This is a genomic window from Myroides odoratimimus (assembly GCF_001485415.1).
GTDB classification, from domain to species: domain Bacteria; phylum Bacteroidota; class Bacteroidia; order Flavobacteriales; family Flavobacteriaceae; genus Flavobacterium; species Flavobacterium odoratimimum.
This window is the reverse complement of sequence record NZ_BCMQ01000032.1, coordinates 1-16,606: the sequence shown is the minus strand read 5'-3', so window position 1 is coordinate 16,606 and position 16,606 is coordinate 1. Positions and strand designations below refer to the sequence as shown.

General features: G+C 35.2%; 15 protein-coding genes. 12 read left to right on the top strand and 3 right to left on the bottom strand.

Annotated elements, in window-relative coordinates:
- Nucleotides 1–153 precede the first annotated feature (153 nt).
- The 5 genes from MODO_RS17125 (at nt 154) to MODO_RS17105 (ending at nt 4,446) form a co-directional block, all read left to right on the top strand.
- On the top strand, nt 154–1,257 hold the full coding sequence (locus MODO_RS17125) for a porin (RefSeq protein ID WP_059051565.1): 1,104 nt from the start codon (nt 154–156) through the stop codon (nt 1,255–1,257).
- A gap of 11 nt (nt 1,258–1,268) precedes the next feature.
- Complete coding sequence (locus MODO_RS17120) at nt 1,269–1,481, top strand: hypothetical protein (RefSeq protein WP_059051563.1); 213 nt, start codon at nt 1,269–1,271, stop codon at nt 1,479–1,481.
- 347 nt (nt 1,482–1,828) lie between these two features.
- Nucleotides 1,829–2,413, top strand: coding sequence for a DUF4840 domain-containing protein (locus MODO_RS17115; RefSeq protein WP_006261558.1), 585 nt, complete (start codon nt 1,829–1,831; stop codon nt 2,411–2,413).
- 51 nt (nt 2,414–2,464) lie between these two features.
- Nucleotides 2,465–3,034 (top strand): RNA polymerase sigma factor, encoded by a 570-nt coding sequence (locus MODO_RS17110; protein ID WP_006258270.1) that lies wholly within the window; start codon nt 2,465–2,467, stop codon nt 3,032–3,034.
- Nucleotides 3,031–4,446 (top strand): putative outer membrane beta-barrel protein, encoded by a 1,416-nt coding sequence (locus MODO_RS17105; RefSeq protein ID WP_006264055.1) that lies wholly within the window; start codon nt 3,031–3,033, stop codon nt 4,444–4,446. Before MODO_RS17110 ends, MODO_RS17105 begins: the two co-directional genes overlap by 4 nt.
- Nucleotides 4,447–4,680: 234 nt before the next feature.
- Here the strand turns inward: MODO_RS17105 and MODO_RS17100 are convergent, their stop codons facing one another.
- Nucleotides 4,681–4,908, bottom strand: a complete 228-nt coding sequence (locus MODO_RS17100; protein ID WP_230456741.1) for a hypothetical protein — start codon at nt 4,906–4,908, stop codon at nt 4,681–4,683.
- Between the two features lie 205 nt (nt 4,909–5,113).
- Here MODO_RS17100 and MODO_RS17095 point away from each other — a divergent pair, with 205 nt between their 5' ends.
- Together MODO_RS17095 and MODO_RS17090 are read left to right on the top strand one after the other, a co-directional pair.
- Complete coding sequence (locus MODO_RS17095; RefSeq protein ID WP_006265668.1) at nt 5,114–5,881, top strand: hypothetical protein; 768 nt, start codon at nt 5,114–5,116, stop codon at nt 5,879–5,881.
- A gap of 129 nt (nt 5,882–6,010) precedes the next feature.
- The gene (locus MODO_RS17090; RefSeq protein WP_006261554.1) at nt 6,011–6,838 is read left to right on the top strand and encodes a helix-turn-helix domain-containing protein; all 828 of its coding nucleotides are present in this window, start codon (nt 6,011–6,013) and stop codon (nt 6,836–6,838) included.
- A 91-nt stretch (nt 6,839–6,929) separates the two neighbouring features.
- Here the strand turns inward: MODO_RS17090 and MODO_RS17085 are convergent, their stop codons facing one another.
- Complete coding sequence (locus tag MODO_RS17085) at nt 6,930–7,649, bottom strand: VIT1/CCC1 transporter family protein (protein ID WP_059051561.1); 720 nt, start codon at nt 7,647–7,649, stop codon at nt 6,930–6,932.
- Between the two features lie 67 nt (nt 7,650–7,716).
- Entirely contained in the window at nt 7,717–8,172 is a 456-nt protein-coding gene (locus MODO_RS17080) for a hypothetical protein (protein WP_006261552.1), read from the bottom strand.
- A 127-nt stretch (nt 8,173–8,299) separates the two neighbouring features.
- On the opposite strand from MODO_RS17080, the gene MODO_RS17075 reads away from it, so the two are divergent.
- The 5 genes from MODO_RS17075 to MODO_RS17050 all read left to right on the top strand — a co-directional run bounded on the left by MODO_RS17075 (nt 8,300) and on the right by MODO_RS17050 (nt 16,170).
- Nucleotides 8,300–8,974, top strand: coding sequence for a hypothetical protein (locus tag MODO_RS17075; protein ID WP_006261551.1), 675 nt, complete (start codon nt 8,300–8,302; stop codon nt 8,972–8,974).
- A 560-nt stretch (nt 8,975–9,534) separates the two neighbouring features.
- Nucleotides 9,535–10,971 (top strand): multidrug transporter subunit MdtD, encoded by a 1,437-nt coding sequence (mdtD, locus tag MODO_RS17070; RefSeq protein ID WP_006264050.1) that lies wholly within the window; start codon nt 9,535–9,537, stop codon nt 10,969–10,971.
- 7 nt (nt 10,972–10,978) lie between these two features.
- On the top strand, nt 10,979–11,464 hold the full coding sequence (locus MODO_RS17065; protein ID WP_059051559.1) for a GNAT family N-acetyltransferase: 486 nt from the start codon (nt 10,979–10,981) through the stop codon (nt 11,462–11,464).
- Between the two features lie 177 nt (nt 11,465–11,641).
- Nucleotides 11,642–12,580 carry a ParB/Srx family N-terminal domain-containing protein gene (locus tag MODO_RS17060; protein ID WP_059051556.1) on the top strand — a complete coding sequence of 313 codons (939 nt, stop codon included), beginning with the start codon at nt 11,642–11,644 and terminating at the stop codon, nt 12,578–12,580.
- A gap of 743 nt (nt 12,581–13,323) precedes the next feature.
- A complete protein-coding gene (locus MODO_RS17050) occupies nt 13,324–16,170 on the top strand; it encodes a DUF6493 family protein (protein ID WP_059051554.1) in 2,847 nt (948 codons plus the stop codon).
- The last annotated feature ends 436 nt before the right edge of the window (nt 16,171–16,606 follow it).

The following is a 16,606-nucleotide window of genomic DNA, read 5'->3' as shown; positions in this document are numbered from 1 at the left end:
TTAGCATAATAAATAGAATTGCTTTTTATGTTGTGTTATTTGAGAGTCTGAACTTCTATCTTTAGAATACTCATATTTGTACAATTATGGTAAAGTTTTGTTAATGATATTTAAAAAAGAATTATATTAAACTTTTTAAAAATCTACCAAACTATGAATATTAAATATACAATCTGTGCAATCCTATTGGGAACGATAAGTGTGATGGCTCAAGATGAAAAAAAAGAAGAATCAACTTTATTAGGTGTATTGACACAGCAGGCTAACCCCGATGCGCCTAAGAAAGTGAATACCTTAGAAGTATATCTAGACTCAAAGTACGAGAACTTGACTAAGACAAGTGGATCAGGAACCTCTGATAGTAAGTTTAGATTAGTACAGTCGCGAGTTTATTTAAAAGGGAATTATAATAATAAGCTTACCTACTCACTTCGATACCGACTGAATGAATCAGTAGCGTCTAATGCCTTAGAGTTTGCTTTCTTAGAGTATAATATTGATGATCATTGGACTGTAGGAATGGGAAAACAGTTTACTGCTTGGGGATCTACGGAGTTGTCTTATAACAGTGCTGATCTATATATGTTTACGAATATCATTGGATCTATTGAGCTTTTTAGTCCAGGAGCTAGTGTAGCTTATAAAGTAAAAGGACAGTCTTTTAAGTTACAGATGGTCTCTCAGGGAGAGCAGTTTGCGGCAGAAGATTATAAAAATAAGGCTTATGGAGGATTGTTTTTATGGGAAGGAGAATTATTTAAAAAACATTTGAAAACGCGCTATGGATATGCGTTATTTCAACACGATGCGAAGAAGTATTACAGCTGGGTAACTATGGGGAATAGATTGACATTGAATAACTTTATGGCAGAGGTAGACTGGATGTATGGTTTTAGAAATGTAGGCGATGCCGCTTTTACAGATTTAAACACCAGTACTAAGGGAATCGCATATGTGAAGGATAATGTGACGACAGCTTCTGTGAAGTATAAGTTCCATAAAGTAACTCCTTATGTAAAAGTGATGTATAATTATAGAAAAGATGTAGAGAGTAACGTATCTTATGCTTTAAAGGGAGTTTCTACAGCTATCGAGTACAATCCATTTAATGATAAGGCGTTTAAGGATCTTAGGCTTTTTGCAGCTTATAACTTTTTAAATTATGATTATAAGAATTATGAAGTTTCTAAAGCAGATAAGAATGAGCATCAGATAGCAGTAGGGGTGAGATGGATGGTGCCGTTGTTTAAATTATAAATAGAGTAAATATGATGAAGTACAATGAATTATTAATAGATGAGGAGAGCAAAAAAATGCAATTGTTTAAAGGTTTATCAGAGGAAGAGGATAGAGAATTACACCAAATAGTTAGTTCGTTGATTAAACAGGGTAAAAAGATTAGAATGCAAGTTGTTGCTGATGATATTGGCGAACATAATGTATATCTTGAAGGGTATGATTTGGTAGATAATTTATTGTGAAAATAGAAGAAATAGAGTAAGCATTCTTACTTGTAGATTAAAAAAGACTTGTTGCCCTAATTTAGGGTAGCAAGTTTTTTTTTATAGTTATAATTGATGGGTAATGGAGTAGATAAGCATCTATGACTATGAGATAAGGGTAATAGATTATCTTTTACTCTGTAAATAATAAAAAAATTTGTTTATACAACGTATTGTTTTGTAATGTCTTAAAGGTTGTTTTTGTAAATTTATATAGAATAAGTAGTTTTTTTTTAATTGCATCATGCAAGGATTTTTAAAAGTTGGGTTTATATAGATGAGTACTCACTATGAAATATTGTTAAACAAACTAAAAGTCTAGTAAAATGAGAGCAGTAAGAAGAATTAAAATGTTTACGATCTTATTTAGTTTAGTTGGTATTAGTTTTACATCGTGCATTAGTGATGATAATAATGTAGAGCCAAATAAACCTGTTAAGATAGGAGATGTAGTAGGGAGTTATAGTGGTAAAGCTTTTACTCTACAAGGAAAGTGGATGAATGAACAAAATACAATTTTTAAAATTAATGATAGTTTGATTGTATTTGATAATTTACCTGTTAGGGAGCTTGTAGGGTCAGTAGTTAAAGATGCTAGAAAAACGGAGGAAATATTAAATAAGATGGATAAGGTAAAGTATGACCTTGCTTATACGTCTGTAATAGATGAGACAGGAACAGCGTTAATATTAACTATGAATCCTAAAGAATTGAAGTTCACAATTCCGATGGACGATAATAAACAAGATGTAGTAGCGCATATTACTACAAAATATAAAGGAGTCTATGTGTCCAATAGATATGATATGGTGAAGTTTGAGTGGATAGTAGACAAATTAACTGTAGATGGAAAAGAAGATAAAGACTTTGTAGAAGTGAAGTATTTTTTTCCAGGATCTGTTAAAAGGTAATTAGAATTAGTTTTACCCATATTAGATCCAAACATAATGTTTATACAACAAATGACTAAAAAAGATAGTGTAGAACGAGGGTTAGTGGATAGATTACAATCTAAAGACCAATCTGCTTGGAAAGAATTTTATGAATTCTATTCAGGACATTTTACCTATGTATGTATGCGATATCTTAAGAGTCAGGATGATGTAAAAGATGTGATGCAGAATAGTTTTATCAAGATTTTTAATGCTATTGGCTCATTTGAGTATAAGGGAGTAGGTTCTTTAAAAGCGTGGACGACACGATTAATCATTAATGAATCTTTAAAATTTCTTAGAGATACTACTAAAATAGAATTTCCTACTCTAGTGGATGATTTAGTAGAGGTAGTTGAAGAAGAAGAACCTAATTTAGATGAGATACCAGAGTCAGAGATTTTAGAATTGATACGCTCTTTACCTGATGGATACCGAATGGTTTTTAACCTCTATGTTTTTGAAAAAAAGAGTCATAAAGAAATAGGTAGACTGTTAGAAATAGGAGAGAGTTCGTCAGCTTCTCAATTTCACAGAGCAAAGAAAATACTCATGCAGAAGATAAAGTTATATAATAAACCCAAAACAAGCGCCTTATGAACGATAAATGGTTAAATGATCTGGAACAGAAGATGAAGGATCATACAGAGATCGGACCAGAGGGGTTGTGGGAGGATTTGGAACAAAAACTTTTTGGGGAAGAGAAGGGAAAAATCATACCATTATGGTCAGATACTGTACAGCAAGCAACAAATAAAAAAGGAGCACCTAAAAGAATTGACTTAAAAAGAGTTATAGGGATTGTGGCTTCTATAGCAATCGTGTTAGTAGGAGGTGTAGAGTTATATTTGAGAAGTGAACGTGCTTTACAGCATGATGATAAAGAAAAAGATAGTATTGTTATAGATGCTAAAGAGACTGAGGTAACGCCTAATTCTAGACAGAATAAATATCTAGATAAGGTAGAAGAAGAGATAATTACCAAAGAAACACACACAAATACCAAAGCTTTGACTTCAACTGAAAAGGAGAAGGCAAGCAGTCATGCTATCAAGGCAATAGAAGAGAGGAGAGAGCCTTCTATTGTCGAGGTAGCTGACAATTCTAATTCAGTAAACCAAGAGAAGGAATATGTAACTATAGTTCCAAATACAGTAGATAAAGAAGAGGTTAAAGAACAGTTAGCGACTTTAGTAGAAGAAAGTCATAAAAACTTAGAAACTGCTATTGTAGAAAATCAGGTAAAGGAAAAAGAAATTAAAACTGAAGTAAAGTCAAAAAAGAATAGAGGCTTTTCTTTAGGGTTAATATCAAGTAATATAGCCTCTACATCTAGTATGCAACAAAGTGGATATAATACAATGAGTGGAGCGATGAAGGTAGGAGCTGATGCACCCTTGGATTTAGGAATGGCAGGTGCGGTGTTATCTGAGATTTATGTTGTGAATCAGAATAAAGAGGTCTATACCGATATTACGCATAAGAAGCCTATACGCTTTGGTATAGCGTTATACTATCCTATGGGAGATAAGTGGGGAATCAATACAGGTATTACTTATACTAAATTATCCTCTGATCTTACTTCGGGAAGTCAAGAGTATAAGATTATAAATACTCAGACACTACATTATGTAGGAGTGCCTATACAGGTGAATTATAATTTATGGGAGAAAGGTAATTTCTCAGCTTATGTCAATGGTGGTTTTCATATAGAGAAGTCAGTATATGGAACACTTAAAACTAAGTTTCAAGCTAATCAGAATGTAGAAAAGAGACCAGATGAAAAGGTAACTGTAAAAGGAATACAAACATCTGCAAATGTAGCAATAGGTATGGAGTATAAATTAGCAAAGAGTGTAGGGCTTTTTGTAGAACCAGGAGCGAGATATTATTTTGATAATGGGAGTTCTATTAAAACTATTTATACAGAGAAGCCCTTTGATTTTAATTTACAGTTAGGGTTGCGTTATTCGATCCCTAATTCAAAGAAATCAATAGAAAGTAAAGAATAAACATTTAGAAGGTCGGAAGTAGAAGTGTCTATATACTACAATCTTCAAAAATCTATGAAAAGTGAAAAGTAAAGTGTTAGTAAGTTTTATGTTCATATTACTATGTAGTTAGGTTATATATAGTAATGTTTTTAATTAATTTATCACCCTCTGCACCTCTGTAATAAATTACAGAGGTGCTTTTTTTTAGGAGATAAAAAAAAACGCTTACAGTTAAGTAAGCGTTTTCAGATATTATTCTTCCTTATCAGGATCTTCTTCTTTAAAGTATTCTGTAAATATTTTGATACTATCTATAGGATCTGGCATTCCCATAGGAGCATTTTCGCGTTCATAATGTTCTAGTAAAATATTTATAACTTCATATTCATCTGCTTCAGGAGTATTAGGCTTAGCATCTTTTAATAGCTGTAATCTAACTAAAGCCATGTGATAATCTTCTTCCGTTCTAATTGGTTTCATAGGCATATTGACATTTTCTAAATAACTTTAACTACTCTCTTGTAGATAAATATACTGAATATAAAGTGGATAGTATACATAAAAGAGGATTATTTAACGAAGGAGGTTTTCATAAGATTTTTTTCTCTTGGGATATGTATAAAATGTATCTAATTAGTATTCATTATTTTGTAGATTTGTATTAACATAATTTAAAATAATTACTATGAAGAGTTTTTTAGTTTGTTTATTGTTAAGTGTAAGTACACTTGCTACAGCACAGAAAGTGGTGTTTAAAAAAGGAAAGGTATTATATGATAAGACACCTATTGCTAATGTCGAAGAAGTTAAAGGAGTTTATACTATTTCTACCTTAGATAATGAACCTGTTGTTATAGCTGATCCTCGTATAGCAGATGGACAAAAGTTTTATGTTAGAGTAACATTGCCAGAAGACAAGGAAAAGGTTGTTTTAGTTCGTCCTACTCATAAGAAGTGGAGTATGTCTAAGTCTAAGATTGTAATTGATGAGTTTACTTTTGGGATTTACAAGATTTTTACACCTACAGGATTGGATAAAGAAGCTGCTAAAGCAATAATGACTTATGATGATTCTGAAACTAGAGCTATGCTAGAAGTGAATAGAAAGGCTTATGTTGATACTGAAGAATATGTAAAAGGATTTTCTAGCCAAAATTGGGTATTTAATGATTTAGGGGAGTTTGGTAGGAATGAAAAAGGAAGTTTTGTTTCTTATGGAAAGGTAAAACGTTATAAAGATAATGGAGGAATAAACATAGTATACGATATTTCTGTTTATGATAATACTACTAGAAGTTACATCTTAGTTGGTAAATGGAATGAGAAGAGAGATAGAATGTTTGTTTTAAATAATGGAGAAGCATATATGTTACCTGATGTGTATAGTGCACCTACTTTAAGTTTAGATATGGATAAAGTGGCTAAAGCAATGGTTTATTTAGTTAAAAAATAAAGGAGTAAATATCTATAAGGAAGCATAATTAGTCGGAAGATATAGTACAAAACACGGAATTTAAGGTAATATTAAGGACTCCTATTGCTAATTAGTTTTATTTTGTAGTCTGATAAAATAGAAGGGAAGATGAAGACAGTTGGTTTAGAAACAAATAAAGAAATAGATTTTTATACAAGAGTAGATAATCTAGTATTGACTACTCCTCAAAAGCAAGATTACTATACACTTATCCTTTGTACTAGAGGACATATAGACTTAAAAGTAGGATACCATAAGTTTACCATTCACGAGGGCTCTATGTCTATTATTTCACCAGAAGTAATTTATCTTGGAGGACAAGCTTCAGATGACTTTAGAGTCTTACAGATTTTTTTTAGGAAGTGTTTTTTGTACCGCAATTATGTCAAGGAGATGATTGTGGATGAGTTGCTGTTCTTAAATGCAGATTACCCACCTATGTATAAGTTAGAAGACTCTTTTAAACAGGTCTTGCAGAACTTTAATAATCTCGCATGGGAGTTAGACACTAAAGGACCTTATCACCTTAATATCATTCGCTTGAAGCTGATAGAGATATTGTATGATTACAACCGAGCTTGTGAGTATTGTCTCTTAGGCTTTCACAAGGGAATGAATAGACAGTACCAATTGACTTATACTTTTAAACAACACTTAGAAGAGAAGTTTAAAGAGCTTAAAACCGTACAACAGTATGCAGACTTGATGGGTATTACGCCTAAGCATTTGACAGAAGTCATAAAAGAAGAGACTGGGATGACTGCACTTCAGTTAATACACGAACGTCTATTACTAGAGGCTCAGTATTTATTAAAACACAGTCATATGACTGTAAAAGAATGTGCTTATGAACTAGGCTTTGATAATATTTCGTACTTCAACCGCTTTTTTAAGTTACATATAGGAGATTCTCCTTTAGGGTATAGAAATAAGTAGTTATTTAGAACTTTTAGAAAAGTTTGATTAATATATAAAGAGAACTTAGTACCACTACTAAGTTCTCTTTGTATTTACAGCAAGGAGTATTTTATACATTCACACCAAAGAGATAACCTACTAGAGCAGATAGTCCCATGGCTATAGATCCCCAGATAACGATTCTGAGTACTGCTTTTTTGATACTTGATCCGCCAGTCTTCGCTGATAATGCTCCTAATGTTATTAGAAAAACAATCGTAAAACCATATAACCAGTATTCCATCTCACTTACTGGTGCTAATAGGGCTACCCCAAGAGGGAGTACTCCACCGATAGTAAATGATGCACCCGAGGCTAGAGCTGCTTGCATAGGATTGGCCTGATTAATTTCATTAATCCCTAATTCATCTCTGACATGAGCAGCTAAAGCGTCTTTTTCAGTTAACTCAATAGCCACCTGCATAGCCGTTTCTTTTTTTAATCCACGCCTCTCATAGATCTGTGCTAGAAGTTTTAATTCCGTTTCAGGCATTTCTTCAAGTTCTTTTGCTTCTCTTTCTATATCCGCATTCTCTATATCCGTCTGAGAGCTTACAGATACATATTCTCCAGCAGCCATCGATAATGCACCAGCTACTAGCCCTGCCACTGTGGCAAGTAGTATAGGTTCTCTTGATGCACTAGCTGTCGCAACACCTATCGCTAAACTCGATACAGATATAATACCATCATTAGCCCCTAAGACAGCTGCCCTAAGCCAATTACTTCGGTTGATATAATGACTATCTAGATAGTTGTCTATCGTTATTTTATCTTTTTTATCGCTCATTTTAGTGTGTTTTCGTATTTTTTAAAAAAGAAGTTTTAAGAAAAAAGGAGAGGTAGTGCTTTTGACACTATTCTCTCCTTTTTCCTTCTACATCTATATTGAGATGTTGTTTTATTTCTTCGAAGTTTTTATAACTAAACTCAAATATCTTTGTGCTTTTTTCTCCTTCTTGAAGTACGATGTATTCTGTAGCTCCTAGAAAAACTCGTTTAGTATGTGCTAGCACACATACTGTATTTGGTTTGTAAAATTTCTTTTTGCTTCCAATAAGGTTTCTGACTAAGATATCATTCTCTTGGATTGTGATATCCTTGACCATCGTCATCGTTAATGAAAAACTAAATACAAATAAGACTAACCCTAAGGTAACTCCTCCTACGAAGCCATAATGACTTTTGAAGCCAACATGGCCACTCTGTGCATCATCTGCCATAAAGTAAAATAGGGTAAAAAGTACTAAAGCAATAATAAGTAAAATCAATAATAATTTGATAATTCTTGAACTATATTGAGACTGTACCATAAGAATAGTGAAGTGTTGTTTTGTTATACAGCAAGTTACAAATAAAGCAAAGGATTAGCAAGACAATTTTTAGCAAACCTATTTTAGGTAAAAACGGATAATTGTATCTTAGCCTAAAATAGATACTATGAGCTGGAGCGCAGAACAGGTGTACACTATTGCAAATACCACAGTGATAGAACGATTGCAACAAATAGAAGAATTAAGACAAGGATTATTCAATATAGATACACTAGAAAAGGGAATCAGAAGCGAATGGACCAGAGAGATCTTCTTTGAGAATGAGCATCACGAACGAAAGCATATTAAACACAGCCTACCTCAGGATGGACTATTCGTTATCAATCCTTCTATGAGTAGAACAGCCTATGATGATAAGGCCAATGCGTTTTATGCAAGTTATGCTGAATATAAAAAGAACAAATGGCAATTCTTAGAACATATAGAGATTGTTCCAATGGTATTGTCTTTGAACCTTACATTAGAACAGTGTAAGTTGCTCGCTTTCTTACAACAGTTAAATGAAGAGACAAAACAACCTTTCGTGTACTATAAGTGTGAGATGTGGGGAGGTGATATAGATGAAGAAATAGCAGTAGTCTTCGATGGAGAGATGAAGGTGTATTACTTTGATGAATTGGCAGGAGAGTATAAACAGATGATTGGTGCCGAAATAAAAGAATTAGAAGACACTACCGCTTTACAGAAAGGGCTAGAGGCTATCGGACTAGTCTTGCCAACGCATTTCTTTGCACTTCATGAGACCTCTTTTGATTGGTATCCTTATCAAGTGAGGCATTAAGCATTTATCTCTTTTAGGTCACTTGAGCGGTTGGGGATTTGTGAAGTATCCGCATGATATTGTTATTGAGGAACGTTATCTGAGTTAGTGTATCTCATCAATACTGCTATTTCTTTTAAGTTTATTTACATTTAATAGCTCACTATAATTTATCACTTCACAAGATTAATAGCCATTTAAACGCGATTTAAAAACCGTTCACTGTTAACAGTCAGCTGTTAACCAATGAAATCCCTAAAGTTTTACTAAATTATACAAATGAGCTTCAACCGAATTCGTTGTATAAAAAATAAGATATACTTCTATTCGGTACATTAATTGATGTAATGCTATGATTTTGTTGTTAGAGCTGAGGTCTTTTTGTAATTTCTTTAGACCGAACTTGTCATAGGACAACTGAGAGAATAGATTGGATTATTTATATTTGTTTATCATCGTGATAGCAACTTTATATAGTGTATAAGAGCATTGTATTTTATTCATTTTACCTCGTGGTCTATTTAAAGTTAGCTCTACTACAACAGCGATGACGAATTAATTAATCTTAGTATTACAACATTATGGAAATAGGGATCGTTGAAGACCCAAAGGTAAAAAAGTATTTACCTTGGCTTGCTGCGTTAGCTATATTTATGCAAGCCTTAGATGGTACTATCCTAAACACAGGATTGCCCTCTATCGCTAGAAGTTTAGGAGAGTCACCCTTAGAGATGCAGAGCGTTATCGTATCGTATACCTTGACAGTAGCCCTGTTAATCCCTTTAAGTGGATGGTTGGCAGACCGCTTTGGTACACGTAATATGCTGATGTTAGCCATTGGTATCTTTACCTTAGGATCCTTATTTTGTTCTATAGCGAATACCTTAGATCAACTCGTTTTAGCTCGTATATTCCAAGCCATAGGAGGTTCTATGTTAGTACCAGTAGCGAGGTTAATACTGATTTATGCCTATCCAAAAGATCAATTACTAGGTATCATTAACTTTATCACCATACCCGCATTGATAGGGCCAATGTTAGGACCTACTGCAGGAGGTTTTTTAGTAGAGAAGTTCTCTTGGCATTGGATATTCTTGATTAATCTGCCTGTTGGCATTGTCGCTATGGTTTGGGCGAGAAAGGTTGTTCCTAATTTTACCAATACAGTTGGCAAATTTGACTTAAAAGGATGGCTATTAATCAGTGGAGGATTGACCACCATTACGCTGATTATCGAACGATGGAACTCTCCCCAATTTACAGCGACAACTCTAATCTTATTAGGAGTACTAACGATTATCTGTGTATTAGGATACATACGATACGCACAGAGAACCACTAAGGCCCTTATCAGATTAAGCTTACTAAAGATAAAAACACTAAGAGTAGGGCTAATAGGCAATCTAGTTACTCGATTTGGAGTAGGGGGAATGCCACTGATGGTACCTTTACTACTACAAGTTGGCTTTGGGTATTCTGCCTTTTTTGCAGGGTTAATGATGATACCACAGGCAGGAGCCAACCTTGTTTTTAGAAACTTTGTCATCCCTATTGTACGCAAATTTGGATATAGAAACACACTGATTGTCAATACAATATTGACCGGAATAATCATCTCTTGTTTCTTCTTTATCAATAAAAATACCCCAATGTGGATATTAGTAATCTTGATGATTTGCAACGGAGCATTTAATGCAGTACAGTTTACTTCTATGAATACCATAGCATTAGCAGATTTAGACAATGATACTTCAAGTGAGGGAAACACCTTATTATCCGTTACCCAACAGTTAGCCATCAGTCTAGGGATATCTATCTCAGCGATGATCTTAGTGATGTTCCAAAATAGCAGTATTGGGACAAATGATCAAGGAATAGACGTGTTTAGATACACCTTTTTAGTCATGGGAATTATCACCATCTTATCTAGTCGTGTATTTGCAAGATTAAGTGTAGAAGCAGGAGCAAGCCTAGTCGAAAAAAGAGAATACAAAGAACCAAAACAACAAACAAATTAACGATACCATGGACAGATTATATTTTAGACCATTAGTCATAGAAGATAAAGAACAATTATTATACATCTACTCTGATAAAGACGCGATGCAATACAGAGGAAGTAAACCTCTTGAGACTATAGAAGAAGCAGAGAATATGGTGCTTCAAGCTCATAAAGAATGGGAAAACAGAGCTAAGATGAGAATGGCTGTGATAGAGAAAGATACGGATGTGTTAATCGGAACAGCAATGTATTTCTTTGAATCTCCTGCAGCTGTAGAGATTGGCTTTTCTATAGGGAGAGACTTTTGGAAGTATGGTTATGGACAAGAGGGAACAGAGGGCTTAATGGAGTATATCAAAGCTAATGAACCTGAGGTAACTACTATTGTGGGCATCGCTCATAGTGGAAACGAAAAGTCTCTAAAGATGATGGCGAATATCGGCTTCGTAGAAGTGTTAGATTACGAGGTAGAAGGAAAGAGAAGGTTTGAGTTAATGGTTAACAGTTAACAGTTAACGGTTTACAGTTTTTGCCTTCGGCAATTAGGATGGTATATCATGTAGAGACGCAATATTATGCGTGTCACACAATCGTTATCACGTCTTGTATGCTGTGCGAAGTCTCCAGACTTCGCACCCATTTCAATAAAAACACCTTACCTTTACCATCTCAATAAAAAACACCCCATGAAATATTATTGGAAAGATATCACAGATGAACATCAGCAATGGAAAGCATTAGAATTAAACGTAGAAGGATTAACACCTCCTACCATGCAATTATTGAGTGGTTCGAATTGGAAGATGAAGTTGGTCTGTGAAGATAAACCAGTGATGTGGGGACTAATCAGTAGAGACTTCTGTGATATAGGATTAGTAAGAACTTTCGAAGAGGAGAGTAGGCTGATTAAGAATATCAATTCCCAAGAAGTAGAGAAGCGCAAAGAGCTATCAACTGAAGAAAGACTAAAGTCGTGGTCTCGCTATTTTGCAGAAGAAATGGTGTCATCAGATAAGCACTTCTTTTATGACTCTATTTGGTTGTTTGAAGGATATAAAGACTTTGCATCTCCTCCTAATTATGGAACTACTGTAGCAGTAGAAGATGACTTTGATGCATTTACTTATGCGCGTTGGGATAGGGAGTTACTGTACTCGCGTAAAGTAGATGAACACTCAGGTCGCCTAAAGTGGTGGCGCAAGAAAGCGATAGAGGGAACACTACCTCCTATATTCGCATGGTACATCCCCTCTCTTGGAGGATACTGGATTATAGATGGCAACTATAGACTAAGAGCTGCTATCTTAGAAAAGAAAGAAATCCCAGTAGTATTAGCTTATTCAGGAGAGTATAAAGAAGCAATCATGAATCCTGATTACCAGCGAGGAATATTACACTCTTTAGCTAAATCAGAGGGTAAACCCGTAAGCCCACAAACAGCAGCGTCAATGAATCAGCATTTGGCTCAGGCTTTTGACGATAGGCCTTATTTCCAACAGAAGACAGTAGCCCGAGTAAAGATTAAGTCTAATGAAGAATGGCTATCAGAAGTAACGGATTATCTAGAACGCATTGATTATCCAGATAGAGAGAAGTATATTAAGCAGTTGAAAGATGAAATGTAATTAAAAATTAGGAATTAGGAATTAGGAATGTGTGCCTTCGGCAAGATGAGAACCATTATACCCTGTATGCTATGTCCTTCTGAGCCTGTGAAGAATCCCATCCTTTCGGCACACAATGGTAGGGATGTATTACATACATCCTTCCCAGTAACCACGATATATACCACGTCCATTCGGCACCCAATGTTGGCACCCAAAGGTAGGGATGCATTAAATACATCTTTACAGTATAATCAAGCATGTTTTTTACTAAATACACCCCTCAATTGCTTTAAAAAAACCTAATCAACCCTAATTAACTATAATTACAAGCTGTTTTTAGTCTATAAAACCTCTTTTAGCCTCTTATCCATTAAAAATGGATAGCTTTTTATTTGTACCTTATTTGTATATCTTGCTTATAATTAGATGCTTGTGATTAAAGTGCATAAAAATATAAAATAATCAACCTATCCTAAACCCAGTAAATACGCTTCATAGAGTGATTTCCTTCAACACTTCTTCAACATTTCCCCAAGAATGCTCTAGTTAAGTGGTTGTTTGTTGAAGGAATCTTGAAGAGATGTTGTAGCGGTCTTGAAGAAGTAGGTATAATGATGAGGGAGGATATAAACTGTAATATTGTTATTTAAACCCCTTTATTCCGTTATTTATTTTAGGTTGTAAAATTGTATCTTTCGGTCTTGAAAGTGAGATTATAAAAACACAACATACCAAAACAACAAAACCACAAGAGAATCGCTATGAGTAAAGATATATTTTATACTGAATTAGAAGAATTTGTAAGAAAAGGAAATACTAGAAGATTACTTCTCTTATTTAAGGAAACTCCTTTAGAGGAAAGGCTTAAGTACACTAAGAAGATCTCTAAATTAGGAAAGTATTATCAAGAGTATGTACCAGAGGTAGGCAATAGGAATTCGTATGGATATAGAGGAAATAGTGAGCAGCGATCAGCTGTGAGTGTGGCGGTATTGGCTTGTTGTACATATAAAGATTTTACGGGAATATGGATTATTAGTGAGGAGGAGTTTAAGCAAGTATTGGATTGGTATGTGCCTGATTGGTTAGGTGATTATATCAATGATTCGGCTAGAGAAGGATGGGTGAGAGCGCCTTTTAACGAGATAGGCTATTTATATGAGTCTTATAAGAAAGGAGTGTTTAAGACCCCATTGACAGAAGCGACTTGGGCGACTGTGATGGTCAATGCAAGTAAGGTTGAATTATTTGATCAATACCCTGAGTTGTTAGAGAAGGAGTTTTGGTATTTATTTGACCATGAAGTGAATATTAATTACCACTCATGGGATGAGGTGATCGCAACATTAATAGAACAAGGACGATTAGATAAACAACGCATTGTACAGACTGTTATTCAAGGAGCATTGACTCATACGAATCAAGCGTTGTGTGGATGGAATGTGAATTTGTTAAGTAAATTATCTCTTGCTGATCATGAGATCTTGTCGTTTCAGGAGGATATCTTCCAATTGTTGAACAGTCCATTGTCTAAGGTGGTCAATGAAGCATTGGACATCTTGTTTAAAATAGCGAAGGACAAGGCTTTTCACGTAGAGGCTTTTGTCAATAGTCTGCCTATATTAATGAGTAGTACTGTTAAGGCGACGATCAATAAGGCGATGCGTATCGTGGCTGTATTGGATAAAGCACATCCTACCTATAAGGAGGCGAGTGCTGTTGCTATCGTAGGGGCTTTGCATATACAGGATCAAGCGATGCAGACTAAAATAGCGAAGCAAATCGTGAAATATGCTCAACCTAATGAGGAGCTGGCAGTGCAATTAGAAGCTTATCAAGAGATGATGATGAGTGAGACGAAGACGTTGTTTAGTGGATATATGAGTGTGCAGGAGAGTGCAACGCTTGCTGAGGCTTTAGAAGAGGGAGAGGCGGAGCTAGTGCCTATTCAGGCTATTGCGACAGTAGAAGATTTGATTTTCCATTGTTCGGCTTGGAAGACATTGGAGAGTGACTACGCCTTTGAGCAAACTATAGATGCGATTATTAGACTTCAAGGAGAATTAAAAGCAGAGCACATCGATCAGTTACTACCTGCTTTTGATAAAGTGTTTAAGACCTTTAAAGATTTGTGGTCAACAACTACAATACAAAATGCTATGGCTTTTTGGCTGTTAGAGTGGGCGCGTATGTTGATTGCAGATCCTACTATAGAGACTACAGCATTAGACAAGCTGTATCACAAATATGCTAAGGCAGAGATATATACCAATAGTGGAATCACGCTAGGAGAGGTAAAGTTAGAGGCAAGTAATCGATTTAGTTATTATTATGCTGCTTTGCGCCCTTATCTGACGGTGTATTACTACAGTTTACAATTGGTGAAAGAGAAGCGTATTTTTCCAATATTGAGTTTGCCTACTCATGAGCCTTTTTATATAGATAGTAGGGTATTGGTAGATCGATTAGTAGCTTATCAAAAAGAGGGAGAATTAGTAGATGCAGTGGATTTACAGATTGCCTTAGCGCGTATAGATAAAAATACAGAAGAGGCTGGGTTGACACTAGCTCAGCAACAACTAAAAGGGGAGTTGCTAGCCATATTTGAGTTTTACCTAGGTAATGGAGAGGTAAAAGAAGAATCAGCAGATTATTATGATGTATGGAGGTTAGCGGCAGCGTTAAAGTACCCTCATCAACCTTTAGAAAGCTTGACAAATGAGCACTATACCAAAGAGCAACAAGAATACTGTGCGGGTTGGTTAGGAAACTGGGAAGTGATAGAAGAATCTCATACGTATAAGGATTGGGATCATAAAACGAAGACGCAGATAGATAAGGTATTTACGCATAAGAAACTGAAGTTTGAGCAGATACCGTATGATATTAATTTGTCTTTAATCTTTAGTCGTATTAATAAAGCGATGCCAAAGACAGAGGTAGGTGATCGTATGGGCTCTGCAAATCTAATGGGATTAATCATGTACCAGATTAGAGATACTAAAGTGAATTTAAACGAGTCTTTATTGGCTATTAATCCTAGACAGTTAGATCCTATTTACTTAGCTGTGGTAGAGAAATGCCTGCATTATGGTGGTAGTGCTACCTTCGAAGTGGCAGAGAAGAAATTACTACAAGGGATGTTCATGTATCTGTTGCAAATGAATAATGTGGTCTTCTCAGAGCAATTCTATTTGTTCTTTGGACTTGCGTTGATATGCGATGATAAGGTAACGCGTGCTTTCGTAGCAGAGTATTGGATCAAGGAGGCACTTCGCCTAGATCAACAAAAAGTAGGTCATATCATCGGTAAAGTAGAGGCGAAAGAATATGTGACGATTAAGCGTCTGACCGATTCTATACAAGGGTTTATGATGAATGTGAGTGTGCAACATAACCAAGCTTTGCAGTTATTCATAGAGAGTATTTTAGAGCAATTAGGAGCTAGTCCTATTAAAGGTCTGAAGACTCTATTAGAACAATATGGAGAGGTACTTCATACAAATAATGCTAAGGTGACTAACCCAACAGTTATTGCCTTGATAGAAGAGTGGAGTAAGGTGAGCGCTACGAAGAAAATAGCAGTGACGCTACGCTCTTTTAATTAGGAATGCTTTTCCTTCGGGGAATTAAGAATTTAAAATTAGGAATTAGGAATGTTCTCCCTTCGGGGAATTAAGAATTTAAAATTAGGAATTAAGAATTGTTTGCCTTCGGCATGGGGTATACACGGCACAGATTGCAAATCTGCGCCAACGCAAGTATTGTGTTTATAGTGACGAAAGGTATATTTACGCAATAAATATAAAGTAGAGACGTCAATATTTTGCGTGTCACGTTCTGTTGGCATACAACGTTATGTACACGAATTCGGGGTGGATATACACGGCACAGATTGCAAATCTGCGCCAACGCTGGTATTATGTCGAAAGGCATATTTACGCAATAAATATAAAGTAGAGACGTCAATATTTTGCGTGTCACATTCTGTTGGCACACAACGTTATGTACATAGCACAGATTGCAAATCTGCGCCAACGCTGG

Coding starts and splice junctions, on each gene's coding strand:
- MODO_RS17115 (WP_006261558.1), top strand. CDS start 1,829: ATGAGAGCAGTAAGAAGAATTAAAATGTTTACGATCTTATTTAGTTTA.
- MODO_RS17090 (WP_006261554.1), top strand. CDS start 6,011: ATGAAGACAGTTGGTTTAGAAACAAATAAAGAAATAGATTTTTATACA.
- MODO_RS17060 (WP_059051556.1), top strand. CDS start 11,642: ATGAAATATTATTGGAAAGATATCACAGATGAACATCAGCAATGGAAA.
- MODO_RS17110 (WP_006258270.1), top strand. CDS start 2,465: ATGACTAAAAAAGATAGTGTAGAACGAGGGTTAGTGGATAGATTACAA.
- MODO_RS17085 (WP_059051561.1), bottom strand. CDS start 7,649: ATGAGCGATAAAAAAGATAAAATAACGATAGACAACTATCTAGATAGT.
- MODO_RS17100 (WP_230456741.1), bottom strand. CDS start 4,908: ATGAAACCAATTAGAACGGAAGAAGATTATCACATGGCTTTAGTTAGA.
- MODO_RS17080 (WP_006261552.1), bottom strand. CDS start 8,172: ATGGTACAGTCTCAATATAGTTCAAGAATTATCAAATTATTATTGATT.
- MODO_RS17125 (WP_059051565.1), top strand. CDS start 154: ATGAATATTAAATATACAATCTGTGCAATCCTATTGGGAACGATAAGT.
- MODO_RS17065 (WP_059051559.1), top strand. CDS start 10,979: ATGGACAGATTATATTTTAGACCATTAGTCATAGAAGATAAAGAACAA.
- MODO_RS17095 (WP_006265668.1), top strand. CDS start 5,114: ATGAAGAGTTTTTTAGTTTGTTTATTGTTAAGTGTAAGTACACTTGCT.
- MODO_RS17050 (WP_059051554.1), top strand. CDS start 13,324: ATGAGTAAAGATATATTTTATACTGAATTAGAAGAATTTGTAAGAAAA.
- mdtD (WP_006264050.1), top strand. CDS start 9,535: ATGGAAATAGGGATCGTTGAAGACCCAAAGGTAAAAAAGTATTTACCT.
- MODO_RS17105 (WP_006264055.1), top strand. CDS start 3,031: ATGAACGATAAATGGTTAAATGATCTGGAACAGAAGATGAAGGATCAT.
- MODO_RS17075 (WP_006261551.1), top strand. CDS start 8,300: ATGAGCTGGAGCGCAGAACAGGTGTACACTATTGCAAATACCACAGTG.
- MODO_RS17120 (WP_059051563.1), top strand. CDS start 1,269: ATGATGAAGTACAATGAATTATTAATAGATGAGGAGAGCAAAAAAATG.